This is a genomic window from Bradyrhizobium acaciae (assembly GCF_020889785.1).
GTDB lineage: Bacteria > Pseudomonadota > Alphaproteobacteria > Rhizobiales > Xanthobacteraceae > Bradyrhizobium > Bradyrhizobium acaciae.
In genome coordinates, this window is record NZ_JACMYK010000099.1 from 1 (window position 1) to 26,693 (window position 26,693).

General features: G+C 65.2%; 28 protein-coding genes and 1 pseudogene. 6 read left to right on the top strand and 23 right to left on the bottom strand.

Annotated elements, in window-relative coordinates; genetic code table 11:
• From H8A92_RS28490 to phnG, 8 genes and pseudogenes are all read right to left on the bottom strand, one after another.
• Positions 1-359, bottom strand: a pseudogene (locus tag H8A92_RS28490) (phosphonate metabolism protein/1,5-bisphosphokinase (PRPP-forming) PhnN); the annotation flags it as partial.
• Complete coding sequence (locus H8A92_RS28495) at positions 356-1,510, bottom strand: alpha-D-ribose 1-methylphosphonate 5-triphosphate diphosphatase (protein WP_229198836.1); 1,155 nt, start codon at positions 1,508-1,510, stop codon at positions 356-358. The gene H8A92_RS28495 and the pseudogene H8A92_RS28490, both read right to left, overlap by 4 nt.
• A gap of 13 nt (positions 1,511-1,523) precedes the next feature.
• Positions 1,524-2,222 (bottom strand): phosphonate C-P lyase system protein PhnL, encoded by a 699-nt coding sequence (gene phnL, locus H8A92_RS28500; RefSeq protein ID WP_229198837.1) that lies wholly within the window; start codon positions 2,220-2,222, stop codon positions 1,524-1,526.
• 8 nt (positions 2,223-2,230) lie between these two features.
• Positions 2,231-3,028: a phosphonate C-P lyase system protein PhnK gene (gene phnK / locus H8A92_RS28505; RefSeq protein WP_163161269.1), complete on the bottom strand. Its 798-nt coding sequence runs from the start codon at positions 3,026-3,028 to the stop codon at positions 2,231-2,233.
• Positions 3,021-3,905, bottom strand: a complete 885-nt coding sequence (locus H8A92_RS28510) for an alpha-D-ribose 1-methylphosphonate 5-phosphate C-P-lyase PhnJ (protein ID WP_163161267.1) — start codon at positions 3,903-3,905, stop codon at positions 3,021-3,023. The genes phnK and H8A92_RS28510 overlap by 8 nt, the downstream gene beginning before the upstream one ends.
• Positions 3,902-5,005, bottom strand: coding sequence for a carbon-phosphorus lyase complex subunit (locus H8A92_RS28515; protein ID WP_229198838.1), 1,104 nt, complete (start codon positions 5,003-5,005; stop codon positions 3,902-3,904). Before H8A92_RS28515 ends, H8A92_RS28510 begins: the two co-directional genes overlap by 4 nt.
• A 3-nt stretch (positions 5,006-5,008) precedes the next feature.
• A complete protein-coding gene (phnH, locus tag H8A92_RS28520; protein WP_229198839.1) occupies positions 5,009-5,617 on the bottom strand; it encodes a phosphonate C-P lyase system protein PhnH in 609 nt (202 codons plus the stop codon).
• A 4-nt stretch (positions 5,618-5,621) separates the two neighbouring features.
• Positions 5,622-6,083, bottom strand: coding sequence for a phosphonate C-P lyase system protein PhnG (gene phnG / locus H8A92_RS28525; RefSeq protein WP_229198840.1), 462 nt, complete (start codon positions 6,081-6,083; stop codon positions 5,622-5,624).
• Positions 6,084-6,197: 114 nt separating this feature from the next.
• On the opposite strand from phnG, the gene phnF reads away from it, so the two are divergent.
• A complete protein-coding gene (gene phnF, locus H8A92_RS28530) occupies positions 6,198-6,923 on the top strand; it encodes a phosphonate metabolism transcriptional regulator PhnF (protein ID WP_229198841.1) in 726 nt (241 codons plus the stop codon).
• A gap of 26 nt (positions 6,924-6,949) precedes the next feature.
• Here the strand turns inward: phnF and H8A92_RS28535 are convergent, their stop codons facing one another.
• From H8A92_RS28535 to H8A92_RS28545, 3 genes are all read right to left on the bottom strand, one after another.
• Positions 6,950-8,404, bottom strand: a complete 1,455-nt coding sequence (locus tag H8A92_RS28535; protein ID WP_229198842.1) for a GntP family permease — start codon at positions 8,402-8,404, stop codon at positions 6,950-6,952.
• A 4-nt stretch (positions 8,405-8,408) separates the two neighbouring features.
• Complete coding sequence (locus H8A92_RS28540; protein ID WP_229198843.1) at positions 8,409-9,455, bottom strand: patatin-like phospholipase family protein; 1,047 nt, start codon at positions 9,453-9,455, stop codon at positions 8,409-8,411.
• Positions 9,456-10,024: 569 nt separating this feature from the next.
• Positions 10,025-10,525 carry a DUF1269 domain-containing protein gene (locus tag H8A92_RS28545; RefSeq protein WP_229198845.1) on the bottom strand — a complete coding sequence of 167 codons (501 nt, stop codon included), beginning with the start codon at positions 10,523-10,525 and terminating at the stop codon, positions 10,025-10,027.
• Positions 10,526-10,945: 420 nt separating this feature from the next.
• On the opposite strand from H8A92_RS28545, the gene H8A92_RS28550 reads away from it, so the two are divergent.
• Complete coding sequence (locus H8A92_RS28550) at positions 10,946-12,652, top strand: Na/Pi cotransporter family protein (RefSeq protein ID WP_229198847.1); 1,707 nt, start codon at positions 10,946-10,948, stop codon at positions 12,650-12,652.
• Between the two features lie 28 nt (positions 12,653-12,680).
• Here the strand turns inward: H8A92_RS28550 and phnE (H8A92_RS28555) are convergent, their stop codons facing one another.
• The 4 genes from phnE (H8A92_RS28555) to phnC all read right to left on the bottom strand — a co-directional run bounded on the left by phnE (H8A92_RS28555) (position 12,681) and on the right by phnC (position 16,310).
• Positions 12,681-13,529 (bottom strand): phosphonate ABC transporter, permease protein PhnE, encoded by an 849-nt coding sequence (gene phnE / locus H8A92_RS28555; protein WP_229198848.1) that lies wholly within the window; start codon positions 13,527-13,529, stop codon positions 12,681-12,683.
• Positions 13,526-14,410 carry a phosphonate ABC transporter, permease protein PhnE gene (gene phnE, locus H8A92_RS28560; RefSeq protein WP_229198850.1) on the bottom strand — a complete coding sequence of 295 codons (885 nt, stop codon included), beginning with the start codon at positions 14,408-14,410 and terminating at the stop codon, positions 13,526-13,528. The genes phnE (H8A92_RS28555) and phnE (H8A92_RS28560) overlap by 4 nt, the downstream gene beginning before the upstream one ends.
• 80 nt (positions 14,411-14,490) lie before the next feature.
• On the bottom strand, positions 14,491-15,420 hold the full coding sequence (gene phnD, locus H8A92_RS28565; RefSeq protein ID WP_229182971.1) for a phosphonate ABC transporter substrate-binding protein: 930 nt from the start codon (positions 15,418-15,420) through the stop codon (positions 14,491-14,493).
• Positions 15,421-15,494: 74 nt separating this feature from the next.
• The gene (gene phnC / locus H8A92_RS28570) at positions 15,495-16,310 is read right to left on the bottom strand and encodes a phosphonate ABC transporter ATP-binding protein (protein WP_229198851.1); all 816 of its coding nucleotides are present in this window, start codon (positions 16,308-16,310) and stop codon (positions 15,495-15,497) included.
• A gap of 198 nt (positions 16,311-16,508) precedes the next feature.
• Here phnC and H8A92_RS28575 point away from each other — a divergent pair, with 198 nt between their 5' ends.
• From H8A92_RS28575 to H8A92_RS28585, 3 genes are read left to right on the top strand one after another with little or no spacing between them, the layout of a single operon-like run.
• The gene (locus H8A92_RS28575; RefSeq protein ID WP_229198853.1) at positions 16,509-17,174 is read left to right on the top strand and encodes a transferase hexapeptide repeat family protein; all 666 of its coding nucleotides are present in this window, start codon (positions 16,509-16,511) and stop codon (positions 17,172-17,174) included.
• Complete coding sequence (locus H8A92_RS28580; protein ID WP_229198854.1) at positions 17,171-18,343, top strand: alpha-D-ribose 1-methylphosphonate 5-triphosphate diphosphatase; 1,173 nt, start codon at positions 17,171-17,173, stop codon at positions 18,341-18,343. The genes H8A92_RS28575 and H8A92_RS28580 overlap by 4 nt, the downstream gene beginning before the upstream one ends.
• A gap of 8 nt (positions 18,344-18,351) precedes the next feature.
• Positions 18,352-19,044: a DUF1045 domain-containing protein gene (locus H8A92_RS28585; RefSeq protein ID WP_229198855.1), complete on the top strand. Its 693-nt coding sequence runs from the start codon at positions 18,352-18,354 to the stop codon at positions 19,042-19,044.
• A 6-nt stretch (positions 19,045-19,050) separates the two neighbouring features.
• Here the strand turns inward: H8A92_RS28585 and hemC are convergent, their stop codons facing one another.
• The 8 genes from hemC to cnbZ form a co-directional block, all read right to left on the bottom strand.
• Positions 19,051-20,022: a hydroxymethylbilane synthase gene (hemC, locus tag H8A92_RS28590; RefSeq protein WP_274613492.1), complete on the bottom strand. Its 972-nt coding sequence runs from the start codon at positions 20,020-20,022 to the stop codon at positions 19,051-19,053.
• Positions 20,023-20,124: 102 nt separating this feature from the next.
• Positions 20,125-20,745, bottom strand: a complete 621-nt coding sequence (gene pncA, locus H8A92_RS28595) for a bifunctional nicotinamidase/pyrazinamidase (protein WP_229198856.1) — start codon at positions 20,743-20,745, stop codon at positions 20,125-20,127.
• Entirely contained in the window at positions 20,745-21,563 is an 819-nt protein-coding gene (locus H8A92_RS28600) for an aspartate dehydrogenase (protein ID WP_229198857.1), read from the bottom strand. Before H8A92_RS28600 ends, pncA begins: the two co-directional genes overlap by 1 nt.
• Complete coding sequence (locus H8A92_RS28605) at positions 21,563-22,981, bottom strand: M20/M25/M40 family metallo-hydrolase (RefSeq protein ID WP_229198859.1); 1,419 nt, start codon at positions 22,979-22,981, stop codon at positions 21,563-21,565. Before H8A92_RS28605 ends, H8A92_RS28600 begins: the two co-directional genes overlap by 1 nt.
• Before the next feature lie 127 nt (positions 22,982-23,108).
• Entirely contained in the window at positions 23,109-23,597 is a 489-nt protein-coding gene (locus H8A92_RS28610; protein WP_229198861.1) for a RidA family protein, read from the bottom strand.
• Between the two features lie 23 nt (positions 23,598-23,620).
• Entirely contained in the window at positions 23,621-24,043 is a 423-nt protein-coding gene (locus H8A92_RS28615) for a c-type cytochrome (protein ID WP_229198862.1), read from the bottom strand.
• Positions 24,043-25,635, bottom strand: a complete 1,593-nt coding sequence (locus tag H8A92_RS28620; protein ID WP_229198864.1) for an NAD(P)/FAD-dependent oxidoreductase — start codon at positions 25,633-25,635, stop codon at positions 24,043-24,045. The genes H8A92_RS28615 and H8A92_RS28620 overlap by 1 nt, the downstream gene beginning before the upstream one ends.
• 124 nt (positions 25,636-25,759) lie before the next feature.
• Entirely contained in the window at positions 25,760-26,512 is a 753-nt protein-coding gene (gene cnbZ, locus H8A92_RS28625; RefSeq protein WP_229198865.1) for a 2-amino-5-chloromuconate deaminase CnbZ, read from the bottom strand.
• On the opposite strand from cnbZ, the gene H8A92_RS28630 reads away from it, so the two are divergent.
• The coding region (locus tag H8A92_RS28630) for a hypothetical protein (RefSeq protein WP_229198867.1) at positions 26,499-26,693 on the top strand (195 nt) is incomplete at its 3' end. The two genes, cnbZ and H8A92_RS28630, sit on opposite strands and share 14 nt — an antisense overlap.

Below are 26,693 nucleotides of genomic sequence, written 5' to 3' on the forward strand. Positions count from 1 at the left end.
GCCGCCGCGATCACCGTGCGCGAGACATTCGCGATCACGGTGCGGCCGGCGCGGATCTCGTCGTTGATTGCCTGCGACAGCGCGTAGCGATGACCATGCGCTTCCCAGTGCATGGCATAGTCGCCGCGGGCCGCCGCGTGCTGGAAGGTCTCCGCGCTGACCTCTTCATTGTCCTCCGACGTCGAGGCCTGGCGGGTAATCAGGCGGCGGGGAAACACGACGTCGCGGTTATCGGCACAGGCCAGTTTCGCCAGCCCCAGCAGCGTATCCTTGCCGGCGCCGCTCGGGCCGACCACCAGGATCAACCGGCCGGGACCGATCGCAGCACGCTGTCCGGCGATGACGGACGCCTCGGTCACGCGACCCTCCCCCCTTCGCGCCAGACGCTGCGCACGACAGGCAGGTCGCGCGCGACGTGCACGCGGATCAGATCGGCGCGCCGGCCGACCGCGATCTCGCCGCGATCCGACAGACCGACCGCTTCGGCCGGCGTCTTGGTCACGGTGCGGACGGCGGAAGCAAGATCGATCGCCGGCACATGCCGCGGCAATTGCAGCGCCGCCATCAACAGGCTGGACGGAATGTAGTCCGACGACAGGATGTCCAGCATGCCCTCATTGGCGAGATCGACCGCCGCGATATTGCCGGAGTGCGAGCCGCCGCGCACCACGTTCGGCGCACCCATCAGGATGTCGATGCCAGCCGCGTGCAGCCCGCGCGCGGCTTCCATCGTGGTCGGGAATTCCGCGACCGCGACCTTGTCGTTGATGGCGTCGACCACGTTTTCCTCGGTGGTGTCGTCGTGGCTCGCCAGCGGTATCTTGTACTCATGTGCCAGCGCGACGATCGCACGCATGTTGGGTACGGCATATTCCTTCTGATAGGCGAAGCGCCGGGCGAACAGCACGTCGAGCTGGGCGTCGGTCATGCCGCCACCCTTGCCGCGGTAATAGTCGCGCAGCTTGACCTCGTCGCGGAACTGACGCTGACCGGGCGTATGGTCCATCAGCGACATCAGCCGCACGTCCGGCCGGTCGATCAGCTCCTTGGCTTCGGCGACGACATCAGGCATCGGCACCTCGCAACGCAGATGCAGGAAGTGATCGGCGCGCAGCAGGTTCTCCTCGCGCGCTGCCGAGATCGCCGCCGCCAGCACCCCGGCGCGGCCGTCGACATCCTCGGCGCCGTCCTCGCGCCAGACCCGCAGCGAATCCAGCACGGAGGTGATGCCTGAGGTTGCGAGCTGCCCGTCATAGGAGATCACGGCCGCGACCGGATTCCAGAATACCTTCGGCCGCGGCACGTAGTGCATCTCGAGATGGTCGGTGTGCAGCTCGATCAGCCCGGGCATCAGCAGATCGCCGCCGGCATCCTCGGCGGCCCCGGGCGCCCTGCCCTCGCCGAACTCGGCGATCTTGCCGTCGGATATCGCGACCCAGCCCTGCTCGATCACGCGATCGGCGAGGACCAGGCTGGCGTTGCCGATGATGGTGTCTTGCTTGGCAGTCATTTCAAACGGTCCTTCAGGCAGCAGCGGCGAACGAGGTCACGTCGACGATCCGGTCGGCAATCAAATGACGGATTTCGTCGTCATGGACAATCGCGACCATCGCGACGCCCTTGGTCTTTTTCTCCGCAATCAGTTCGACCACCACTGCGCGATTCGCCGCATCGAGCGAAGCGGTCGGCTCGTCCAGCAGCAGGATCGGCAGATCCGAGATGAAGCCGCGCGCGATGTTGACGCGCTGCTGCTCGCCGCCGGAGAAGGTCGAGGGCGGCAGGGTCCACAGCCGCTCCGGAATGTTGAGCCGGCGCAACAGGCCGCCGGCTCGCTCGCGGGCCTCCTCGCGCGCCACACCGTTGACGATCAACGGTTCGGCGACGACGTCGATGGTCGCCACCCGCGGCACGGCACGCAGGAACTGGCTGACATAGCCGATGGTCGAGCGGCGGATGCTCAGTACCTGGCGCGGCTCGGCGGTCGCGAGGTCGACGATATTGCCGTGGTGGCGGATACCGATCCGGCCGCTGTCGCAGCGGTAATTGCCGAAGATCATCTTCAGGATCGAGGATTTGCCGGCGCCCGACGGGCCCGACAGCACCACGCACTCACCCGGGTCGGCGTGGAACGAGACGCCGCGCACCACGGGCAGTTCGACGCCACCCTGCAGATGCATGGTGAAGGTCTTCTCGGCATTGGCAAGTTCGATCATCGCGGTCATTGGCAAGCTCATGGCGGCAGAATCGAGGAAACGAGCAGCTGGGTGTAGGGCTCGCGCGGATCATCGAGCACCTGATCTGTGAGACCGGTCTCGATGACGCGACCGCCCTTCATCACCATCACGCGATGCGAGAGCAGGCGCGCCACGGCGAGATCGTGGGTCACGACGATGGCGGCCAGCCCGAGCTCGCTGACGAGATTGCGCATCAGGTCGAGCAGGCGCGCCTGCACCGAGACATCGAGGCCGCCGGTCGGCTCGTCCATGAACACCAGGCGCGGCTCGGTGACGAGGTTGCGCGCGATCTGCAGCCGCTGCCGCATGCCGCCGGAATAGGTCTTCGGCGCGTCGTCGATGCGGCCGACATCGATCTCGACCCGCTCGAGCCAGGTCGATGCGGTGTCGCGGATACGGCCGTAGTGGTTCCAGCCGACAGCCATCAACCGCTCGCCGACATTGGCGCCGGCCGACACGCCCATGCGCAGACCTTGCGCCGGATCCTGGTGCACAAAGCCCCAGTCGGTGCGAAACAGGAAGCGCCGCTCGGCTTCGCCGAGTTCGGCGAGATCGCGCAGCACGCCGTCGCGCATCCGGTAGGCCACATGCCCCGCGCTCGGCGCGAGCTGCGCCGAAAGCAGTTGCAGCAAGGTCGACTTGCCCGAACCGGACTCGCCGACGATCGCCAGCACTTCGCCGGGGTAGAGCGCGAACGAGACGTCGCGGCAGGCCGCGAGGCGGCCGTAGTTCTTGGCAAGCCCTTCGGCCACCAGCAGCGGCTGATCGTTGTCGAGGCTGGAGAGCTCAGACATGCGCCTTCTCCTTGTGTGGCGCTGCGCTTTCGGTGCCGTGATGGCCGGCCGCCTGGCGCTGCTCGCAGAAGTCGGTATCGGAGCAGACGAACATCCGCCCGCCTTTATCGTCGGTGACGATCTCGTCGAGATAGGAATCATCGGCACCGCACAGCGCACAGGGCGCGTTGAAGCGGTAGCGCGTGAACGGGTGATCCTCGAAATCCAGCGAGACTACGGTGGTGTAGGGCGGGATCGCGTAGATGCGCTTCTCACGGCCGGCGCCGAACAGCTGCAGCGCCGCGCAATTGTCCATCTTCGGATTGTCGAATTTCGGGGTCGGCGACGGATCCATCACGTAGCGCGCGTTCACCTTCACCGGATAGGCGTAGGCAGTCGCGATGTGGCCGAAGCGCGCGATGTCCTCGTAGAGCTTGACGTGCATCAGGCCGTATTCGGCGAGCGCGTGCATGCGCCGGGTTTCGGTCTCGCGCGGCTCCAGGAAGCGCAGCGGCTCGGGGATCGGCACTTGATAGACCAGCACCTGCCCGGCATGCAGCGAGGCCTCGGGAATGCGGTGACGGGTCTGGATCACGGTCGCGTCCGTGGTCGAGGTCGTGGTCGCGACACCCGCGGTCTTGCCGAAGAATTTGCGGATCGAGATCGCGTTGGTGGTGTCGTCCGAACCCTGGTCAATCACCTTCAGCACGTCGTCGGGACCGAGGATCGCCGCCGTCACCTGCACGCCGCCGGTGCCCCAGCCATAGGGCATCGGCATCTCGCGGCTCGCGAACGGCACCTGATAGCCGGGGATCGCGATCGCCTTCAGGATCGCGCGCCGGATCATGCGCTTGGTCTGCTCGTCGAGATAGGCGAAATTGTACGTCGGCGCGTTCATTCCGCGGCCTCCTGCAGTTCGACCGCCTGATTGGCTTCCGCGAATTCCTGCCGCAGCTTGCGCAGCAGGCCGAGCTCGGACTGGAAGTCGACATAGTGCGGCAGCTTGAGATGCTCGACGAAGCCGGTCGACTGCACATTGTCGGAGTGCGACATCACGAACTCCTCGTCCTGCGCCGGCGCTCCCACCTCCTCGCCAAGCTCGCCCGCACGCAGCGCGCGGTCGACCAGCGCCATCGACATGGTCTTGCGCTCGCTCTGGCCGAAGGCAAGGCCATAGCCGCGGGTGAAACATGGCGCCTCGGTGGTCGAGCCCTTGAACTGGTTGACCATCTGGCACTCGGTCAGCTCGATCGAGCCGAGCGGCACGGCGAATCCGACATCTTCGGCGAACAACTCGACCTCGACCTCGCCGAAGCGGATCTCTCCGGCGAAGGGGTGGTTGCGGCCATAGCCGCGCTGCGTCGAATAGCCGAGTGCGAGCAAAAAACCCTCGTCGCCGCGCGCAAGATTTTGCAGCCGCAGATCGCGATCGGCCGGAAAGCCCAGCGGCTCGCGCGTGAGGTCGCCGACCGGCGCGTCGCTATCTGCCTGCGGCGATGGTTCGATCAGGCCATCGCGACCGAGAATGTCGGTGACCCGCGGCGTTGCCGCCTGCGAGGCTTCCGCGGTCTCCGGCTGCTCCGGCACGAAGCCTTCCGCCAGCTGCGGATCGAGCAGGCGATGGGTGTAGTCGAAGGTCGGCCCCAGGATCTGGCCGCCCGGAACGTCCTTGAAGGTCGAGGAGATGCGCCGTCGCACCTGCATCTCGCCGGTGTTGACCGGCTCGGTGGCGCCGAACCGCGGCAGCGTGGCGCGGAAGGCGCGAACCAGGAAGATCGCCTCGATCATGTCGCCGCGCGCCTGCTTGATCGCAAGCGCCGCAAGCTCACGGTCGTACAGCGAGCCCTCGGTCATCACGCGGTCGACGCCGAGCGCGAGCTGCTCGGAGATCTGCGCCAGCGTCACCTCGGGCACATCGCGATCGCCGCGCCGCTCATGCGCCAGCAGCCGATGAGCGTTCTCGATGGCGCGCTCGCCTCCCTTGACGGCTACATACATCGCTCACACTCCACTTGCGATCAGCCGCGTGGTGCGCGGGATCGCGACAATGCTGTCGTCATGGACCAGCACGACATCGATGCCGCGCGGAAACAATGCCTCGTTGATCGCCAGCCGCTGGAACAGATCGCGCGGCTTGATCATCGCCTGCAACACCGCGCTGCCGTCGATGCCGGGACCCTTCAGCTCGAAGGCCGGGCCCCGCGTCAGGCTGTCGACCTGCAGGATCAGCGTGGTCGACCTATCAGGATATTCGCTGCTGCCGAACGCGAAGCGTTCCAGCGCGGGCAGGTTCGCCGCATCGCCGATCAGCGCGAAGCTTGCGATCGAGGGATCCGCGACCACCGGCGCACTGGCGTGAAACTTCAGCCAGCGGGCGACGTCCGGCGTCGCCGACATCGCAGCGTCGAGCCAGATCGGCGTGTCGTGATCGAACAGCGTCAGCGCGATCGCGGCCGCGCCGCGCATCATGCCGGCGGGTGTTCCGACATCAGCTGCGACGCGCTGCACGCCGCCCGGGCGCGCCATCGCATCCATCACGGACCGGAAGGTGGATTGCGCCGATAGCACCTTGTCGGCGAAGCCCGCGGGCATTTCGGCAATCGTCGTCATTGCATCACCCCTCACCGCGCACCATCGTGTAGAAATCAACCCGCGTCGCCGCGGTCTCCGCGGCCTTGCGGGCGCGCTCGGCATTCATGGCGACACGCAGCGGCGCGATCACCTTGGCTTCCACCTCGCCGGACAATTCCGCCGACTGCACCATCGCGTCGCATAGCGCGATCATCTGCGCCTTCTCCGCATCACGGCCGAGCGTGTAGCCGAAGCCGACCTCTCCGGTCGCAAGCCGCACCGCCGCGCGCGACACCGTCGCCTCGCCGAGATTGAACGGCGCGCCGTCGCCGCCGATCCGCCCGCGCATCATCACGAGGCCGTTTTCGGGCTCGCGCAGGTTCTCATGGCTGGGCAGGGTGATCGCCGCGAGCCGGCCTGCGATGTCGACAGCGGCGGAGTGCGCCAGCACCGTCATCGCGGCCTTGCGCTGGGCCTGTTTGTTGTTTGATCCGGTCGAATTCATCGGCAACCTTCGGGCAACCTTGCTTTATCAAGTTGTCTATGATACTAGACAACTTGATAGCGAAGCGCCATGACTGTTTCGTGACAAACCAAAGATTTCTGGTATCACCGCGCGATGAGCATGCAGGAAAGTTCCGGCGTCGCCTTGTGGCGGCAGGTCGCCGACGGCATCGAACGCGGCATCGCTGACGGCCGCTTTGCTGCGGGCGAAAAGCTGCCCGGCGAGATGGAGATCGCCGAGACTTACCGGGTCAATCGCCACACCGTGCGGCGGGCGCTCGCTGCATTGGCCGAGCGCGGCCTGGTGCGCGCCGAGCGCGGCAGCGGCACTTATGTCGAAGCCCAGCGCCTCGCCTATCCCTTGCGCTCACGCACGCGATTCTCGGAAATCGTCGGCGCCGGCGGCCACGAGCCGCGCGGCCAATTGATCGAGGCCGGCGAGGATATTGCGAACCGCGAGATCGCACGTGAGTTGGGCCTGAAGATCGGTGCGCCGCTGATCCGGATCGAAGCGGTGCGTCTTGCCGACCGGACGCCGATCTGCGTCTCGACCACGTGGCTGTCGGCCGAGCGATTTCCCGACGCAGGCCATGTGTTCGCCAACGTCCATTCGATGACGAAGCTGCTCGACCATTACGGCGTGAAGGATTACCACCGTGCCTCGACACGGATCACGGCGGCGATCGCCGATGCCACCGACGCCGCGCGGCTCGACCTGCCGCTGGGACGGCCGGTGCTGGTGGTCGACGCGACCGACGTCGACATGCTGGACCAGCCGCTGGTGACCAAGCGCTCGCGCTTCGCCGCCGAGCGCGTGGAGTTCCTGGTCGAGAACGGCTGACGAGGCGGCGCTCCGGCACGTGCCAACTAGAAGGATCCGAGCACCGAGCCCAAAGCGATCACGACGACCAAAGCGATGATCGGCCCAACGATATTGGCCATCACCATGTCGAAGTAGCTGTTGCGATGGGTCGAGCCGCAGACTGCAAGCAGCGTCACGACGGCGCCGTTGTGCGGCAGACTGTCGAGGGTCCCGGAGCCGATCACGGCAATGCGGTGCATGAGCGCCGGGTCGATGTGGGCCGTCTGCGCAATCTGCAGGTAGGTGTCGCCAAGGGCATCGAGCGCAATGGTCAATCCGCCTGAGGCCGAGCCGGTCAAAGCGGCAAGCAGATTGGTCGCGATGGCGAGAGAAACGAGCGGACCGCCGGAGATCGACAGCACCCAATCGCGCACTGACGCAAAGGCCGGCAGCGCAGCGACGACGGCTCCAAAGCCGACCAGGCTTGCGACGCTGAAGATGGGAAGCACGGAAGCGTTTGCGCCGGAATCCATGCTCGCCCTTAGGTCCGTCAGACGGGACCGATTGAGCGCGACGAGCGTCGCCGTGGCGGCGGCGAGAGCGACTGCGACCGACCACACCCCGGCAACGCCGGCAAGGGACGTCCCGCCCCAGCGCTCCTGCGCGAGGAACGAGAAATCGAGGCGCGGCAGGATCAGAAGCGACATCAGCAGGTTCACACCCACGACCACGAGGAGCGGGATGATCGCCGTGCCGATCGGCGGCGGCACGTCGCCGCGCTTGCCATGGGCTATTTCGGCCGGGTCGAACTCGTGGGACGATGTGGCGCGTTCGCGAATGAATTGATCGTCAGCGACCGCTCTGGTCCCGAGCTCTGCGTCACCGCCGAAGCCTTCACCGGACTTGCGCGCCGCTCGCTCGGCGCGGCTGAGCCACCAGAGCCCGAATGCCAGCATGATCGCCGAAGCGACGATTCCCAGTCCGGGCGCTGCAAACGGAGTGGTTCCGAAGAACGGCATCGGGATCGAATTTTGAATCGCGGGCGCTCCGGGCATTGCCGACATCGTGAAGGTGGAGGTGCCGAGAGCGATGGTGGCCGGCATCAGCCGATGCGGGATGTTGGCGACGCGAAACATTTCCCGTGCCATCGGCGCCAAAACGAAAAAGGCGACGAAAAGGCTTACCCCGCCATAGGTGACGAGCGCGCCTGCAAGCACGACAGCAAGGATCGCGCGATGCTGTCCGAGCTTGATGCTCATGAAATGGGCGATGGCGTGGACCGACCCGCTGTCGTCCATGAGCTTCCCGAACAGCGCACCGAGCAGAAAAATCGGAAAGAACTGCGCGATGAACTGCGCAGCGCCGCTCATGAAAGTCTGCGTCCAATGGGCGAGCAAGGGCTCGCCGGCGAAAGCCGCGGCGACGATCGCGACAGCCGGCGCCAGGAGGAGCACGCTCCATCCGCGGAACGAGAGCCAGATCAGCAGGCCAAGGGCAACCAGGATTCCGACGAGGCCCATGGCGTCAAACCTGCTGCAAGAGAACATCCAAATCGATCGAAGAGCGCCTGCCGATGTTCTGGTCGTTCGCGGCAAGGAATGCCTCGGCGGCAGCGCGGCCTTCGTCGCGCAGCATGCAGAGAAAATCCCACTCGGCGTTGAGCTTCGACGACGCGCCGAGTTCGGCCAGAACCTTGCTGGCGATGAGATGAATGCGCATCTCGGCCCATTTGCGTCCCTCTGAGCTGCCGGCGTCGGCGACCTGCCGCAGCAGCGCGATCATGCGCAACTCCTTGAGCAGCGTGGCGTTGAACGCGACTTCGCTCAACCGATCGAGGATCTCGCGCGCGGAGCGCGGTGTTCCAGGTCGTTCGACCGGGTTGACCGCGACGAGAAGCGTGTCGCGCGAATTGCACTCGCGCACGAGCGGCGTGATCGTCGGGTTCCCGGAGTACCCGCCATCCCAATAGGGCTCGCCATCGATCTCAATCGCGCGGAACAGGGTCGGCAAGCAGGCGGAAGCGAGCAGAACATCGGGCGTGAGCTCGGCGTTGCGAAACACACGCCCGCGGCCGGTATGAACGTTGGTCGCCGTCACGAACAAACGGATTGGGGAGCTCGCGACCAGTCGAAAATCGACCGACTCGGCGAGGACTTTTTGCAATGGGTTTGTGCCGGCAAGATTCAGATCGTACGGCGAGAACACGCGGCTCGCCAGATCGAAGGCGAGATAGAAGGGCGACGTATCCAGCGTCCAGCGGCCGAGCATGACGTCCAGCGGGCTTCGACGCATGGGGCTGAATCGCGCTGAGTCAGCGACCCGCCGCCAGAACGCGCTCAATGCAGACTTGGCACCCGCCGGGCCGTCGGTCATGAAGCCGCTCGCCAGCACGACGGCGTTCATCGCGCCGGCCGACGTGCCCGATATCGCCTCGATGCGCAGCCACGACTCATCCATGAGCCGATCGAGCACCCCCCAGGTAAAAGCGCCATGCGATCCACCGCCCTGCAGCGCGAGATCGACAAGCACAGGTTCGCGCGCCTGGCGTGTTTGCGGCTCCTTCAAGGACATGGCGCGCTCCGCCCGGCGCGCGAGCACGTCGCGGCCGGCGACCGAACGACAAAGAAGCCCTCAGCTCCTGCCAGGGAGCGGTTGCGGCAGTGGTTGCGGCCGCTGGATTCCCGGCCGACCAGGTCTCGGAGGCCGAGCAACCGGGCGCTGACCCGGCCGTCGCCACCCGTGCCATCCCGCCGGACCACCCCAGCCCATCCCACGCCTCGAAGCAAAACCACACCGATACCAGCCGCCACCGCGCCATCCCCTATTGTACCAACAATAGCGATGGCCCCTCCAGGTGAACTGGATGGTTTCGGCGAGACGAAGCTCGTCGGCGGCCTGACGCAAGCCCAGCGGCGCAATAAGGCCGGCCTGCGAACGACCGCTGGTCGCCGTAATCGCCGCTGAAGCAATCCCAAGTGCCAGCCCCCATAGAAGCAATTTGCGCATGATTTTCTCCCGGCTTGGACCGCGCGGAAGGAAACCGGCTAAGTGGCCGCGGAGCCGCACGGCTACAGCCGGCCTCCTTCGCGGGCGATCCCGCCCAGCTAGGCGGCCTTGGCCCGCTAGGCAGCCTTGGCCTGCTAGGCAGCCTTGGCCTGTGTTGCGGCTGCGAGCGTGTCGCGCAGGTGCTGCTCCTTCTTTTCATCGAGCGACGTCGTCAGAACGATCCCTCCCGCATCCTTGATCGCATTGAGAACCTTGTCTGAGGTCATGGATTTGATCAGCAGGAACAGAACGGCATCGCCCGATTTCACCTTCGACGCGAGATCCTTCATGAACTGGTCTCTGATGCCGAAATCGGCCAGTGCACCGCTCAAAGCGCCTGCGCCGGCTCCGAGAGCCACGCCGAGAAGGGGATTCAGGAATACCATCCCCAAGAGCAGCCCCCAAAAGCTACCACTGGCGGCGCCGGTCATGGTGGTATTCACAAGCTGATTGAGCTTTACAGCGTCCCCGGTTTTGACTGCGATCACGGCATCGCTGATCGTGATCAGATACTCGCTCTGAAGCTTGAGTATTTTCTGCCGAACTTCCTCTGCTTTGACTTCGGATGGGTACACGATCGCAACGAGATCTGACATTGAACACTCCTTGATGACTGGAAGTGCTGCCCCTATTGCGCGCTTGATGCACAGCCGAAATTTAGCACAGACCCGAAAGTCTCTCGTCGGCTAATCAAACATACGGGTTCACAATCCCGAGATGCTACCAGCGCTCGAAGCAATTGAGTAAGCGGCATTGTCGTATGTGTCCCGAACAAGGACTCGCGGAGACCTCGTCTGCAGCGACCTCCCGAGTTCGACCGCTGCTGCCAAACGCAACAAGCCCAACGGTTACCACCTCGATGCGCAACGGTCAGCGTCACCCTCAGACAGAGTGGTCGCAACCGACGGCCGCGGCTTGATCCGCCGGATGACGAATTCTCATCTCTTGCTGACTTCAAGTCGCCGCTGCTCTAGGTTGATTGGTCCAATTGTCGGTGCACTGCGAAGAGAGCACGCATGTCGACGGCGATTTCGGTCCTCGGTGGAGTTGGTCTGTTCCTGCTTGGCATGAGCGTCATGACCGCCGGCCTCAAGGGACTCGCCGGGTCGAAGTTGCGGACAGTCCTGACCAAGGCAGCGGCGACCCCGCTATCTGGTGCGCTCTGGGGCGCCATCGTGACCCTGATCGTGCAATCGTCCAGCGCAACGACCATGACCACCATCGGTCTGGTCAGCGCGGGCGTGCTGACCTTTCCGCAAGGGCTGGCGCTCGTGTTCGGCGCGAATGTCGGAACCACGGGAACCGGCTGGCTCGTTGCGCTGATCGGTGTGCGCGTCTCCCTCACCGCCGCGGCGCTCCCGATGATTTTCGTCGGCGCGTTGATCAAACTGTTGGGCCCTGGCCGTGTATCCGCAGCGGGAGCGGCCCTTGCAGGCTTTGCGCTCGTGCTGTTTGCACTGACGACCCTGCAGCAGGGCATGGGAGGACTGGCCGATCAGTTGCACCCCGCGGATTTGCCGGCCGTTCTCGGCACCACCTGGTGGGCTGGCTTGTACGGGGTGCTGGCCCTGGCCGTCGTCGGACTGGTGATGACCGCCGTGATGCAATCATCGACCGCGGCTATCGCCGTGACACTCTCGGCATACTATGCGGGAGCCGTCGGCCTGGACCAGGCATGCGCACTGATCATTGGGCAGAACATCGGAACGGCGACCAGTTCGGCCATGGCGGCAATCGGTGCGAGCAGCACTGCCAAGCGCTTGGCCCTCGCGTACATCTTGTTCAAGCTGATTGCCGCGGCTATTGCGCTGGTGCTCTTCCCAGTGACTATTCCCCTTCTGGTCCGCGCCTCCGACAGCATTGGTGGCGTAACGCTGCTTGCCGCCTATCACACCGCTTACAACGTCGTCGGCGTCCTGGTGCTACTGCCCGTGATCAACGGCTTTACACGGCTCGTCGAGCGCATCCTGCCCGAACGCGGCTCACCGCTGACGAGGTGCCTGGACGCAGCAGCGCTTGTGACTCCGATCGCAACCGTGGAAGCAGTACGACGCACAGTCGCGCGCACGCTTGAAACGATGTGCGGATCGCTGGCGACAGCACTGTCGGCAGCAAATCAAGAGGCCTCCGTCGCAGCGGGATGGACTACAGTGCCGGCGGCGGAAGCTGCCTCTGCCCTGCGCCAGGCGCAGGAGTTCATGTCAAAGGTGAGTGGACCGCCTGAGGCGGAGGATGAGGAACAGAAGCTCACCAGCACACTGCATGCGCTTGACCACGCGTCTCGCCTGGCCGAAATCTTCAGCGAGGAAACCGAATTCGGGATGCCGCCCGGCGGCCCTCAGGACATGCGCGCGGCGGAAGTGTGCGCGGAAGCCATGCGCGCCGCGGCCTCGCTCGCGGCCGAAGTCGCCGCCGTGCCCGACGCTTCCGATCGCGAAACACAAATCAAGCTGGGACGTGCGCCGACACAGTCGCTCAACCCCGAGAAGGAACCCGCGGCAGCCGGAACATCGAACGAGCAGGCCCTTGCGCATCTCCAACACTGCGCGGAAGCGCTGGGCGAAGTGCGCCGAGACCACCGTAAAGCTACGCTCGGCTCAGTGGCGAGTGGAGCGGTGAGCGCGGACGAAGCAATCGCTCGCGTCGATGCGGTACGGCGCCTTGAAGCCCTCGCGCATCACGCCTGGCGCTCTGCCGTGCACCTTGCCGGTCGCAGCGCATAGCGCGGTGACGCTCCGCAAGTCGCGCAGGCTACACCACCGCCCTCTGGCCAATGATGGCAAAGCGCAGCTTGCTCGAGATGAAGTCGATCGCGGCGACCGCGATCAGGATCATCAGGATCAGGAACGACACCTTCTGCCATTCCAGTACGCGGATCTGCTCGGCGAGCTGCAGGCCGATGCCGCCGGCGCCGACGATCCCGATGATGGTGGCCGAACGGGTGTTCGATTCGATGAAGTAGAGCACCTGCCCGGCAATGACAGGCAGCACCTGCGGCAACAGGCCGAAGCGGATTTCATGCAGCGCGTTGCCGCCGGAGGCGCGGATACCTTCGACCTGCTTGCGGTCCGCGGCCTCGATCGCCTCGGAGAACAGTTTCCCGAACGCGCCGAAGTCGGAAACCATGATCGCGAGCACGCCGGCGAACGGGCCGAGGCCGACGACGTTGATCCAGACCAGCGCCCAGATCAGCGTATCGACGCCCCGGATCGAATCCAGGAAACGGCGCACCGGAAAGCGGATCAGGTTCGAGGGGATGATGTTGCGCGCCGCCAGCAGGCTGACCGGGAGCGCCAGCATCGCCGCAAGCGTAGTGCCGAGCAGCGCGATCGACAGCGTCTCGCCGAGCGCCTGCATGTAGAGCGCGAACGACGAGCCCGGATTGGGCGGGATCATCATCATGGTGATCCAGCCGAGCTGGCTCATCCCGGTGATCAGCTTGGTCGGCGAGAAGTCGAGATCGACCAGGCCGTAAACGAAGATCGCGAGCGCTGCCGCGACCATGGCCGGCAGCGCCAGCCGCGCCGATGCGGGGCGTTCGAACACGCCGGGGTATTTCCCGCGCAGTTCCGCGGTATCCGGCCTCGGCATCTGGCTCATCGGCTGGTCTCCTTGCCGAACAGCCGGCCGCGCAGCCAGCCGGTCGAGATGTCCATGATGAAGACGGCGACGATGATGGTGACGAGGATGGCGCTGACGTCGGAATAGTAGAACTTGCGGATCGCGACCACGAGCTCCTGCCCGATGCCGCCGGCGCCGACGAAGCCCATGACCGACGCCTCACGGACGTTGATCTCGAAGCGCAGCAGCGCATAACTGGCGTAGCCCGCCGAGACCTGCGGCAGGATCGCAAAGCGCATGCAGGACAGCCAGCTCGCGCCGGTAGAGCGGATGCCCTCGACCGGCTTCATGTCGGCATTCTCGACGATCTCGGCAAACAGCTTGCCGAGCGCGCCAGTGGTGTGGATCGCGATTGCCAGCACGCCGGCCATCGGGCCCAGGCCGAACGCGATCACGAAGATCAGCGCGAACACGATGCCGGGCACCGTGCGGGCGAATTCCAGCAGGCGGCGGACGATGAAGCGCACCCAAGGCCCCGGCGAAGTGTTCTGGGCGGCGAAGAAATTCAGCGCGAACGCGAACACGGCTCCGGTCAGCGTGCCGACATAACTGATCAGCAACGTCTCGCCGAGCAGGCGGAGCCATTTCTTCAGGCCCCAGAACCACTCCACTGGATCGGTCCAGACCCGTGCGCCGGAATCCAGCGTCAGGATGCGGTCGAAATAGCTGAGGAAGTTGCCGAAATAGGTGAAGAACGTGTGCAGGTTCACCTCGGCCCCGAGCGCCGCGATGAACAGCGCCGCGCAGAACACGGCGGTCGCCATCGTCGCCTTCAGCCGCTTGCGCGCAACCGCCTTGCGATAGGCATCGTTCAGCGTCGCCAGTTGCTGCGCTGGAAGGATGGAAATGGCGGTCGCCATCGATGCGGGCCAGTCTGCTCGAGGGATGAACGAAAAGGGCCGGGTCTCGAAACCCGGCCCGGTTCAGCGGGGATGTGCGATCAGGACGCCTTCTTGCGCAGCGCGTCGACGAACTTGATCAGCTCGATGGTCTTGTCGTAGTCGGCGTTGGTGACCGGCTGCCACGGCAGGTTCTTGCCGTCGGACAGCTTCTTGAAGGCTTCCGGATCCTTCTTCGGCATGTCGAGGAAAGCCTGCTTGATCTTCGCCTTCATGTCGTCGGGAAGGCTCTCGAGATAGGCATAGGGCGAGTTGATGATGAGGTCGGACTTCACGATGATGCGGAAGTCTTCCTTCTTCAGCGGCGTGCCGTCGCTCGACTTCACCATGTTCTTGGCGAGCATGCGGGTCAGATTGGAATCGTCGTCGGCGTTCCACCAGTTGGCGGCGACGTCGACGGTGCCCTGGGCGAGCGCCAGCACGGCGTTCTCGTGGCTGCCGGTGAACACGACCTTGGAGAAATAGGTTTCCGGATCGATGCCCATCGCGTTGAGCTTGAAGCGCGGCATGTTGTTGCCGGAGGTCGAGTTCGGATCGACCAGGCCGAGGTTCTTGCCCTTGAGGTCTTCGACCTTCTGGTACGGGCTCTTGGCGAGCACGTAAAACACCGAATAGTAGCCCTTCGAACCGTCGGCGTTGACGTCGATCACGAACGCGTCGGTCTTGACGCCGGTGAGACGGGCGCGGGCGAACGACGCCGGGCCGTAATAGCCGATGTGGATGTTGCCGGCGCGCTGGCCCTCGATCACGGCCGCGTAGTCGTTGGCGACGCGCAGGTTCACCTTGATGCCGAGCTCCTTGGTCAGATACTCGGTGAGCGGACCGTAGCGCTCGGTGACGCCGGAGCCGTTTTCGGCGGGGATCACGGCGAAGGTGATCTCCGGATACTTGGCTTTCCAGTCCTCGGCCGAAGCCGAGCCGGCGAATGCCAGCGCGGCGGCGGCGGCCAGAATGATGCGACGAGTGATCATGTTACCCCTCTTTGGTGGTTACGCGTGTTGGCCGGGCGAAATGCCCGGTTGCCCTGATTTCGGTAATGCGACGCTCAGGCCGCGGCTGCGGTGCCGAGTGCCGGAGCTGTCGCGCCGTCGCGCGCGGGCAACGGCGCCGCGCCGATGACGTCATTGGCCTCGAGGTCATAGAGCTCGCGGGCGATATGGTCGGTCAGCGCCGCGGGCGCGCCGTCGAACACCACGCGGCCCGCCGCCATCCCGATCAGGCGGTCGCAATAGGTGCGCGCGAGGTCGAGCGAGTGCAGGTTGCAGAGCACGGTGATGCCGAAATGCTTGTTGATGCGCAGCAGCGCATCCATCACGATCTTGGTGTTGCGCGGATCGAGCGAGGCGATCGGCTCGTCGGCGAGAATGATGTCGGGCTCCTGCACTAGCGCGCGAGCAATGGCGACCCGCTGCTGCTGGCCGCCGGAGAGCTGGTCGGCGCGCTGCGCCGCGAGCTGGGCAATGTCGAACTGCTCGAGCGCCGACAGCGCCAGCGCCCTGTCCTGCTCCGGCCAGACCTGCGCCAGCGAGCGCCAGGACGGGATCTGGGCGAGCCGGCCCATCAGGACGTTGGTCAGCACGTCGAGACGGCCGACCAGATTGAACTGCTGGAAGATCATCGCCGAGCGCGCCCGCCACTGCCGCAGCGCCTTGCCGCGCAGCGCGGTGACGTCGGTGCCTTCAAACAGGATACGGCCGGAGGTCGGATCGGCAAGACGGTTGATCATCCGCAGCAGCGTCGACTTGCCGGCGCCGGAGCGGCCGATCACGCCGACAAAGCTGCCCGGCGCGATCGAAAAAGACGCGTTGTCGACTGCGGCTTTCGTGCCGAAACGGCACGTCAAACCTTCCACCACCAGCATGTAATGCTCCAACCGCGCCTCGTTGGGCCATCGCTATCCCCCGCGTTTTACAGTTATGTGACGGCAGCGCTGCGGTGCGTCGATCGTCCACACCCCTCACTGCCGTCATCGCAACGTCATGATGCTGTCATCAAGCGCCCCGAAGACGAGCGCGCATCTCCCCGGAAGCCAAAGATTTACAAGATTGCGGAGGCCATGATGGCCGGAAAAACACTCTCGGTTGTGCCGACTGTCGACCCGACTGCGTCGGTTCGCGAGAGCAAGCTCGGCAAATATACCGAGATCGGCGCGCGCACGATCCTGCTTGAAGTGAGCATGGATGACTATTCCTACGTGGTGAACGACAGCCAGATCACTTACACGTCGATCGGCAAGTTCTGCTCGATCGCGGCGATGACCCGGATCAATCCCGGCGACCACCCGATGCATCGCGCGACGCAGGCGCATTTCACCTATCGCGCCAGCACATATTTTCCCGGAGAGAGCGACGACGCCGACTTCTTCAACTGGCGACGTGCGCATCACGTGCATATCGGCCATGACGTCTGGATCGGTCATGGCGCGGTCCTGCTGCCGGGACGGAATATCGGAACCGGCGCCGTCGTCGCCGCTGGTGCGATCGTGACCAAGGACGTCCCCGCCTACACCATCGTTGCCGGTAATCCGGCACGTCCGGTGAAGCGGCGCTTCTCCGAGACAATAGCGGATCGCCTTGCCGCGCTCGCGTGGTGGGACTGGGATCACGAAACACTTCGCCGTGTCCTGCCCGACTTTCGCAAGCTCGCAGTCGAGGAATTCCTCGACAAGTATGAGACCAAGGTCGTATCCCAATCAGAGGACAAGCAACGGAGCGCCGCATCGTGACGGACATTTTCATCGAGGGCGGACGTACGCTGGTTGACGGCGCATTGGTCGAGACCTCGCTGCGGACCGCAGGCCGCGACATCGGCGCGCTCGACGCGGAGCAAGGTCGCGCAGCGCTCTACATCAATGCCGGCGGCCTGCTGGTGCTGCCCGGCATCATCGATCTGCACGGCGACGCGTTCGAGCGGCAAATGATGCCACGCCCGGGCGTCGACTTCCCGACCGACGTCGCGCTTGTTGATAGCGACCGGCAGGCAATCGCCAACGGCATCACCACCGTGTTCCATGGCACGACCTGGTCGTGGGAGCCCGGCCTGCGCAGCGCGGACAATGCGCGCAAGCTGCTCGATGCGATCGAGGCGCTGCGGCCGCAGCTCGCCGCCGATACACGCTTCCATCTGCGTCACGAGACCCACAATCTCGAGGCCGAGGCCGAGATCATTCAATGGCTGACCGAGGGCCGCATCGATCTGTTCGCTTTCAACGACCACAGCAACGTCAAGCCGAAGAAGCGTAACCAGCTGGCCGAACGCACCGGACTCTCGCTCGAAGCCGTCAACGACATGCTCGATCGGGTCGTGGCGCGCCGTCCCGAGGTACCCGCCTCGATCGCGCGGCTGGCTGCGGCCGCACGCGCGGCTGATATCCGCATGCTCTCGCACGACGACAACAGTCCGGCGATGCGTCAGGCGTTTCGGGCGCTGGGCGCGACGATCGCGGAATTCCCCGTCAATGAGGAGACCGCGCGCGATGCCGCAGCCGCCGGCGACTTCATCGTGTTCGGCGCACCCAACGTGGTGCGTGGCGGCAGCCACACCGGCTGGACCAAGGCGTCCGACATGATCGCGCAGGGCCTCTGCTCGGTGCTGGCGTCGGATTACTATTATCCGGCGCAGCTGCTCGCCGCGTTCCGCCTCGCCGCCGACGGCATCCTGCCGCTTGCCAAAGCCTGGGACTTGATCTCGTCGGCGCCGGCACACGCCGCAGGGCTCACCGATCGCGGCGCACTCGCCGCCGGCCGCCGCGCCGATATCATCGTCGTCGACGACAAGATGCCGCGGCGACCGCGCATCGTCGCCGTGATCGCGGCCGGACGGCTGGTGCATCTGGCCGATGCGAGCTGCCTCGTTCATTCGTTCGCGCCGCACAAGACGGTTGCGGCGGCGTAGCTCAGCCCATGGCCAACACTCCGCGCTACGCGATCTATTATGCGCCGTCACCCGACAGCGCCCTGCACCGTTTCGGTTCGACGCTGCTCGGCTACGATGCCGTTGATGGCGTCGACCTGCCGTTTCCCGATGGCGTTGCGCCCGACTGGCGCGAGGTGACGGAAGATCCGCGCAAATACGGCTTCCACGCCACGCTGAAGGCGCCGACTTCGCTCGCCGAAGGCCGGAGCGAGGCCGAGCTTCTCGACGCCTGTGCCGCCTTCGCCGGTCGCGCGCGGCGGATTCCGGTGATCGAACCTGTCGTCGACGCCATCAGCGGCTTCGTCGCCGTGATTCCAGCCCGCCGCTCGGATGATCTGCAGCAGCTTGCCGCCGACTGCGTCACCGAGTTCGACGCGTTCCGCGCGCCACTCACGCCGGAGGATCGCGCGCGGCGCAAACCAGAACGTCTCACGGAGCGGCAGCGCGACTATCTCAACCGCTGGGGTTATCCTTACGTCATGGAGGAATTCCGCTTCCACATGACGCTGACGGGACGGCTGAGCGACGAGCGGCGCGGCCCGATCATGGCGCGGCTGCGCGAGCGATTCGCGGCGATCGCGCTTGCGACGCTGGCGATCGACCGCATCGCGCTGTTCAAGCAAGCCGATGGTGCGTCACGTTTCCGCATCGTCGAAAGCTGGCCACTACGGGCGCAATAACAGGCGCTATTCGCCCACCCGGGTGCGCGCGATGATCTCGGCGGCGCCCTTCTCCAGCAGCTCCATACCGACGGCGCGGCCGAGTTCGCGCGGCCGGTCCGCCGGGCCGTGCCGCGTCACCTCGATGAAGCCTGAGCCGGCCTCATCCAGCACCGAGGCGCGCAGCGCCATCTCGTTTCCGGTCAGCGTGGCGTGGCCGGCGATCGGCGAATTGCAATGGCCGTTGAGCACCCACAGCACCTCGCGCTCGGCCTCGGCGGCAAGGCGCGACGGCGCGTTGTCGATCGAGGCAAGCCGCGCGCGCGTCGCCCAGTCGGTCTCGACACATTCGACCGCGACGATGCCCTGGCCGACCGCCGGCAGCATTTCGCCGACGGAGAAATCATGCGCGATGCGCGCGGTCATGCCGATGCGCGCCAGGCCGGAGCGTGCCATCACCAGCGCATCCGCCGGTCCCACCTCGCCGCCACCGGGCAGCCGCTGCTTGTCGCCGCGATCGAGTTTTGCAACTCGCGTATCCGCGGCGCCGCGATAATGGATTACAGTCGCCTCGGGAAACAGCCGGCGCAGATAGGCGGCGCGGCGCACCGCGTTGGTGCCGATCATGAAGCCCTTGCCGCGAGCGGCGCGCAGCGTGTCCAACGACAAGCCCGGCCGCAGCACGAGGCTGTCATTGGCGGCATCGCGCGCCAGCATCGCGGCAAGGACGAGACCCGGCGTCTCCTCATTACCCGGCACGTCCTTCAGCGAATGCATCGCGGCCTGCAAGGTGCCCACGCGCATCGCCTCGCGGATCTCGGCGACGAAGGCGCCGCCCTTGCCGCCATGGCGCAACAGCTTGCTGGTCTGGTCCTGGTCGCCGCGGGTCTCGAACTTGACGATGTCCACGGCGAGGTCCGGTGCCGAGGCACGCAGCAGCCGTGCGACCTCGTCCGTCTGCGCGAGCGCCATCGCGCTCTTGCGCGTCCCTATCCGCAAAACCTGTCCCGACACGAAAGCTCCGCTGCATGATCATCAACGGCTGGGGATTAGAACAAAAGGCCAGTTAAAACAATGGTTTTTGCCCCTGTTAGGCGAGGCTCAGGGGATCTCCTCGACAAGCGCCACGCCGGCCTCGCACATTGCGGCGGTGGCCGCGGCGAGCGAGCCGCCGAGGTCGATGGCGCGGCAGCCCGACAGCACGACCGTAGTCTCGAAGCCGAGCCGCCGCGCATCGAGCGCCGAATATTGCACGCAGAAATCCGTCGCCAGCCCCGCCATCATGACGCGCTTGAGGCCGCGCTCGCGCAGATAGCCGGCGAGCCCGGTCGGCGTCTTGCGGTCGTTCTCGAAGAACGCCGAATAGGAATCGATCGCGCCACGGAACCCCTTGCGGATCACGAGCTCGGCCCGATCGGTTGCGAGGTCGGGATGAAACGCGGCACCGGACGTGCCCTGGATGCAGTGATCCGGCCACAACGTCTGCGGCCCATAGGGCATGGTGATCGAGGAGAACGCCGCCGTGCCGGGATGCGAGGTCGCAAACGAGCTGTGGCCCGCCGGGTGCCAGTCCTGGGTCAGCACGACATGGTCGAACCGCGCGGCGAGCCGGTTGACGACCGGCACGACGGCATCGCCGCCGGCCACCGCCAGCGCGCCGCCGGGGCAGAAATCATTCTGCACGTCGATGATCAGCAGGAGATCGTCGGGCGCAATCTTCATCACGTCCCGATCCGCAATGACGCACGCAGCTTGCGCAGGCAGGCGATCACCGACAGCGCGGTGATGCGGCCGGTCTTGGGATTTTCCGACGGGATGTTCTCGATCATCATCGAGAACCGCGCGGAATCGGAATCGACCTCGATCCGGTGGGTGTTGCGCGTTACCGTCGGGTCCGCCCAGATCTCGACCCTGGTGCGATCGGGGCCGATGCCGGCGAGCGAGAGCGCCACTGCGACGTTGAGATTGGCGGGAAAGCCCTTGGCGGCGTCGCGCGCGCTGCCCTCGAAGATGCGCAGCGGTTCGGTGATGTCATCGATCCGGATGTTGTTCTCGACCAGATGCGGCGCGCCGAGGAGACCGGCGACCGGCTTGCGCGTGACGAGCTTTGCCGAATGAATGGTCCCGATCGCCGCCGCGGTCACCGCGTCGAGCCCGATCAGCGCGCCGGTCGGCACGATGATCTGGCCGCCATGGGCTCGCGCGATGTCGACCAGGTCCTCGTTCTGCAACAGCGCGCCGACGCTGAGCACCACGGCGGTCTTGCCGCGCGCGACCACCGGCGCCACGATCGAACGCACCACCTTGCTCGGCGCGCACTCGACCACGATGTCGGCCACATCGGCGAGCTGTTCGATCGGCACCAGCTCCGGCGCAGACTTGAGCCCAGCGACCCAGCCGCGGTGCTTGTCCGGGCTGTTCGCCGACACCGCAACCAGCGTCAGGCCCTCGATGCCCTGGTCGAGCGCCTTGACGACGTCGGTGCCGATTGCGCCGAGGCCGGCGACCGCGACCCGTGTCTTTGTCTTGCTGTCAGCCATCACTTCCCGCCGGCGAGCATCTTGACCAGTCGATAGAGGTAGTCCTGACCTTCGTAGAACGATTTGACGAGCACGCGTTCGTCCTTGCCATGGTTCCGGTTGTCGTCGACATCAGCACCGAGCCCGGAATGACCGTAGGTCGGGATTCCGGCATTGCGCAGATAGCTGCCGTCGGTCGCGCCGGTGCTCATGACCGGGACGATCGCCGCATCCGGCCAGAACTCCTTCGACAGCTTCTCGATCGAACCCATGATCTCCTCGTTCAGCGGTGACGGCGGGCTCAGCACCGCCTTGCCGGTCGGGGTCACCTCGATCTGCTTGTCGGCGAGCACGCGCTCGATCGTTGCCTGGACACCATCGACCGGCTCGCCGGGCAGGATCCGGCAGTTCACCTTGGCGGTCGCCAGCTGCGGCAATGCGTTGATGGCGTGGCCGCCCTCCAGCATGGTCGCGACGCAAGTGGTGCGGAGCTGGGCGTTGTAGCCGGGGCTCTCCGACAATCGCGCCAGCGCCGCCGGGTCAGGCTTCGGCGCCAGAATTGCCCTGATGTCGTCGGCATGCGACTTGTCGACCTCCGCGGTCTTCGTGAAATAGATCCGCGTGGTTTCGTTGAGATTCATCGGGAAGCTGTAGTTGGAGAGCCGCACGAGGCCTTCGGCGAGCCGATAGATCGCATTGTCCTTGCGCGGCAGCGATGAGTGGCCGCCGCTATCCTTCACCGTGAGCTGATAGCCGACCGAGACCTTCTCGCTGGTCTGCACGCTGTTGCGGATCGCCTTGCCGTTCTTCAGGCCGACGCCGCCGCCTTCGTTGAGCGCGAACTCGGCATCGATCAGGTCGCGGTGGTTCTTGATCAGCCACTGCATGCCAAGACCGTTGGAATCGAGGATTTCCTCGTCGGTCTCGAGCGCCACGATGATGTCGCGGTCGGGCGTGTAGCCCTCCTTCTTGTAGCGGATCAGATTGGTGACGAAGGAGGCGGCCATGTATTTGTCGTCGCTCGAGCCGCGGCCGTAGAAATAGCCGTCCTGCTCGGTGAGCTTGAACGGATCGACCGTCCAGTCCTCGCGGAGGGCGGGAACGACGTCGATATGGGCGACCAGCAGGATCGGCTTGCGCGCGCCGGAGCCGTGCAGCCGCGCGACCAGATTGCCCTTGTGCGGCGCCGGCGAAAACACGTGCACGTCGGCCTCGGGGAAGCCCGCAGCGCGGAGCCGCGCGCCCATCGCTTCCGCCGCCTTCTGGGTATCGCCGGTCGCGGTGGTCGTGTTGATCTCGACCAGTTCCTGGTAGATGCCGCGGGCAAATTGCTGCTGCTCGGTCAGCCCCTGCGCCGCAGCGCCGGTTGCCACCAGCATTGAACCGAGCGCCGCCGCAAACTGCAACGATCGGACCATGTCTCCAGCCTTGTGCGACATCGTGCTCTCCCAGAATTCCACCGTCTCGGGAGCGAATTCAGACAGGCGGCACGCGCTTTGGCAAGACGGCGAGCCCTTCAATTTCCGCGCGCATGCTCCGCAGTTTCGTGCACGCTATTTGGAGCCCTTATTTCGTATCCTTGACCGCGATCACCTCGATCTCGACCAGGAAGCCGGGATTTGCCAGTGCCGCGACACCGAGCACCGACCGCGCCGGCAGGTTCGGCTGGCTGCCGCCGAAGAACTGGGTGTAGCCCTCCATGAAGGCCTTGAAGTCCATCGGCGCAGACGCGTTGTGCACCAGGAACACCTGCATCTTGACCACGTCACCCATGCCGAGCCCCTGGCCCTCCAGGATGGTTTTGATGCGATTGAGCACGCCGACGGTCTGGGTCTTGGTGTCACCATAGGCCTGCGGGCTCGAGGGATCGGCATCCTTGTTGGCGATCGGCGGCACCTGTCCGCTGACATAGACCGTCGTGGTATTGCCGGTCACGGTCACGGCCTGTGCGATCGGGAATGTCGAGTTGGGAATCGGATGCCTGACCACTTCCGCAGAGGCTGCGGTCGCCATCGCCGACAGCGCGGCGCCCAGCGCGATACAGATGAACTTCATTCAAACTCTCCCCGGGTAAATTGTTAGCGGCGGGCATCCTGAACATCCTTGGTCGTCACCGCATCCTGATAGGTGTTGCCGAAGTGCGTCCGCAGATAATTCACAACGGCGGCGACCTGGCCATCGGTCATCATGTCGCCGAACGCCGGCATGCCGCGGCGGCCGTTGACGACGAGGAAGATCGGATAGCTGCCGGATTCGAGATTCTTGTTGCCGGCGAGCGACGGATAGGTGCCGGCGCCGCTCGCACCCGTCGCGTCCGGCATGTGGCAGCCCTGGCAGACATTCGCGAACAGCTCCTCGCCGGTCATTTCCACGAAACGGTAACCCGAGGAGAAGGTGCGCTTGGCCGCCCCGCTGTCCTGCCCAACGGCCGCGCCGGCTGACAGCAGCGTCGACGTGACAAGCGTCACCGTGACGATCGCCGGTATGCTGGCCCGCATCATCACGTCTTCACCACGCGTTCGTGCAATCGGGTAATGGCGTCGAGCGCCGACAGGATGGCACCCTCCTGCCAGGCCGGCAGCTGCGACGCGTGCTCGCCCGCGAGCGCGATGCGGCCGTCGATCTGGCAGAGATTGCGGTAGTGCTGCGCGCGCCCGGCCTCGGTCCATTCGCCGGCGCAGCCGAGCGTGAACGGCACCCGATGCCAGGCCACCGCGACGCCGTTCTCGAACTCGCTCTTGTATTGCGGATGGATCGCGGCACCGAACTCGACCGCGCTCGCGACCCGCTCGGCCGGCGTCATCGCGGTGAACTCGAAGGAATTGGCGCCCTCATACAAATAAGCACCGAGCACGACGCCGCGGCCGCCGCGGTTGAAGCCATAGTTCGGGTAGCCGATATTCCGGATCGGCAGGTCGGTGTAGCTGATGCCGCCATAGATCGCTTCATCCTCCTCCCAGAACCGCCGCTTGAACTGCAGCCCGACTTTCACCGAGGCGGCATAGGGCAAGGACTCGATCGCATTTTTCATCGGCGCGCTGACATCGACCTGGAGCTGGCTCAGGATCGGCAGCGGAATGGTGCAGATGCACCAGTCGGCGGTCGCCTGCTGCACCGCGGATGGGCTGGCGGTGTCGACATAGCTCACGGTGACGCCGGAGCCGTTCTGCTGGATCTGCGTCACCTTGGCATTATAGCGGATGAGATCGCCGACCTCGCGCGCGAACGCCTTGCCGATCATGTCCATGCCGCCGACCGGCTGGAACATCGTCATCTGGAAATCGTAGCGCGCATAGGACTGCAAATAGCGCCACATCCGCGACCGCAACAGCTCCTGCAGCGAGATCGGATCGCTGGGCAGCGGATCGCCCATCAAGCCGCCGCCGGGATCGCGGGCATAACCACGGAACTCGGCGGAGCCGAGATTGGCATTGTACTTGTAGTCGCGATCCAGCGCGCCCCAGTCGCGCAGCGCTTGCAGCAGGATCTCCCGATCTTCCTTGGTGACGAGTTCGTCGAGCTTGCCCTGTTGGCTGACTTTCCCGAGCAGCTCCGACACCTGGCCCTGGAAATCCGCCTTGATGCTGCGGAAGCGCTGCGGCTTGCCACCGAATGCACGCGTCGCGTGCAGATAGGCGTTGTGGTTGAGCTGAATGAAGGGTTCCAGCGTCACATTGAGCCGGCGGCAATAATCGAGCAGCGCGCGGTGATGATAGGGAATCCGCCACGGGCCGGGATTGAGGTAGAGCCCCTGCTCGAACTGGCAGGTCTGCTTGAAGCCGCCGAGCTCGGTAAAGCTGTCACCGCCGCGGATCGACCAGTTGCGGCCGCCGGCGCGGCTGTTGAATTCGAGGATCTGGACCTTGTAGCCGGCCTTGCGCAGCTCCAGCGCCGCCGTCATGCCTGCAAGCCCGGCGCCGAGAATCAGCACCGACGCGCCCTTCACGTCGCCCGCGAGCTTGAGCGGCCCCTTGTAGGCGGACTCGGACGCGAAGCCGAGGCTCGTCATCGCCTGATACATCGCCGAACTGCCGGCGATGGTCCCGATCAGCGCCAGCAAATCCCGCCGCCTGATCACAGATTCGTTCTGCACCCGCGTTCACCCAGCCGCTGACCTCGTTGATGAAGGGAAACGGTTGACGCGATCCGTGTCAAGAAAGGGCACACGCTTCCACGTGCACCCACACGCGCTTTTGATGCGTGGCGCGACCGATGCATCACACCACACGCTCGAGATGCACGCGCCGGCAATCCATTTCAAAATCGAGCCCGACCACCGGCGGCCGGTCGAAATGCCAGGTCAGGCCGCTGCGAAGCACGCCACGGCGACCGAATTCGCTTTCGAGCACCGGATAGGCATCGTGCACGGTGTAGAGCTGCACCGCGGTGGTGTCCCGCCAGTAACCGCTGAACGCGCTCATCCGGCGTTCCATCTCGCCAAGGACGAATTTCGCCTTCGCCAGGATGCCGGCCGGACTGGTGTCACCGAGCGCGACGGTATGATCGCGATAATTGGCCTTGCCCTCGACCGATTCGCCGCTGCCGGCCACGACAAAGCTCGTGGGAGCGTCCTTTGCAGCCGGCACCGTGTAGCAGAAGGCGTGGAAACTCGGCTCTCCTGGCGGATCGAATTTCGGACAGACGTTGCTGCGCGCCACCGGATTGACGCCGTCGCGCATCACGCCCCAGGCAACCAGCGTCTTGATGTAGATCTCGTTGAAGGCCTTGAACCCATCTTCGGTGAACGGCGCCGGCGAACGCAGTTCGCAGGCTCCGAATGCCGTCAGCGGACGGCCGGCGTCGCGGATGATATCGGCAATCCGTTCAAAACCCGTGCTCAAGGGGACCGGGTCAGAGAACCTGACCCGCTCGATGGCATAACCGGGCAGAGCACCGATGCCGCAGGAATACTGACTGACGCCGGGCATGAAGCGGTAGCCGCCGTCGGGAGCTTCGATGGTGTCGGTCATGGTGCCTCTTGGTGTGAACGCGATATGCGGCCGTCACGATGACGTCGCATTCAATTTCATCACAGCTGTCGTCCTGGCGAAAGCTCTCGAACCGTCATCCCCGCGCAACGGCTTTGCCGTTGTCGCTGGAGGTGCGAGCCTTGCGGCGCAATTGCGCCGCTGGGCGAGCCTCGAAGGATGC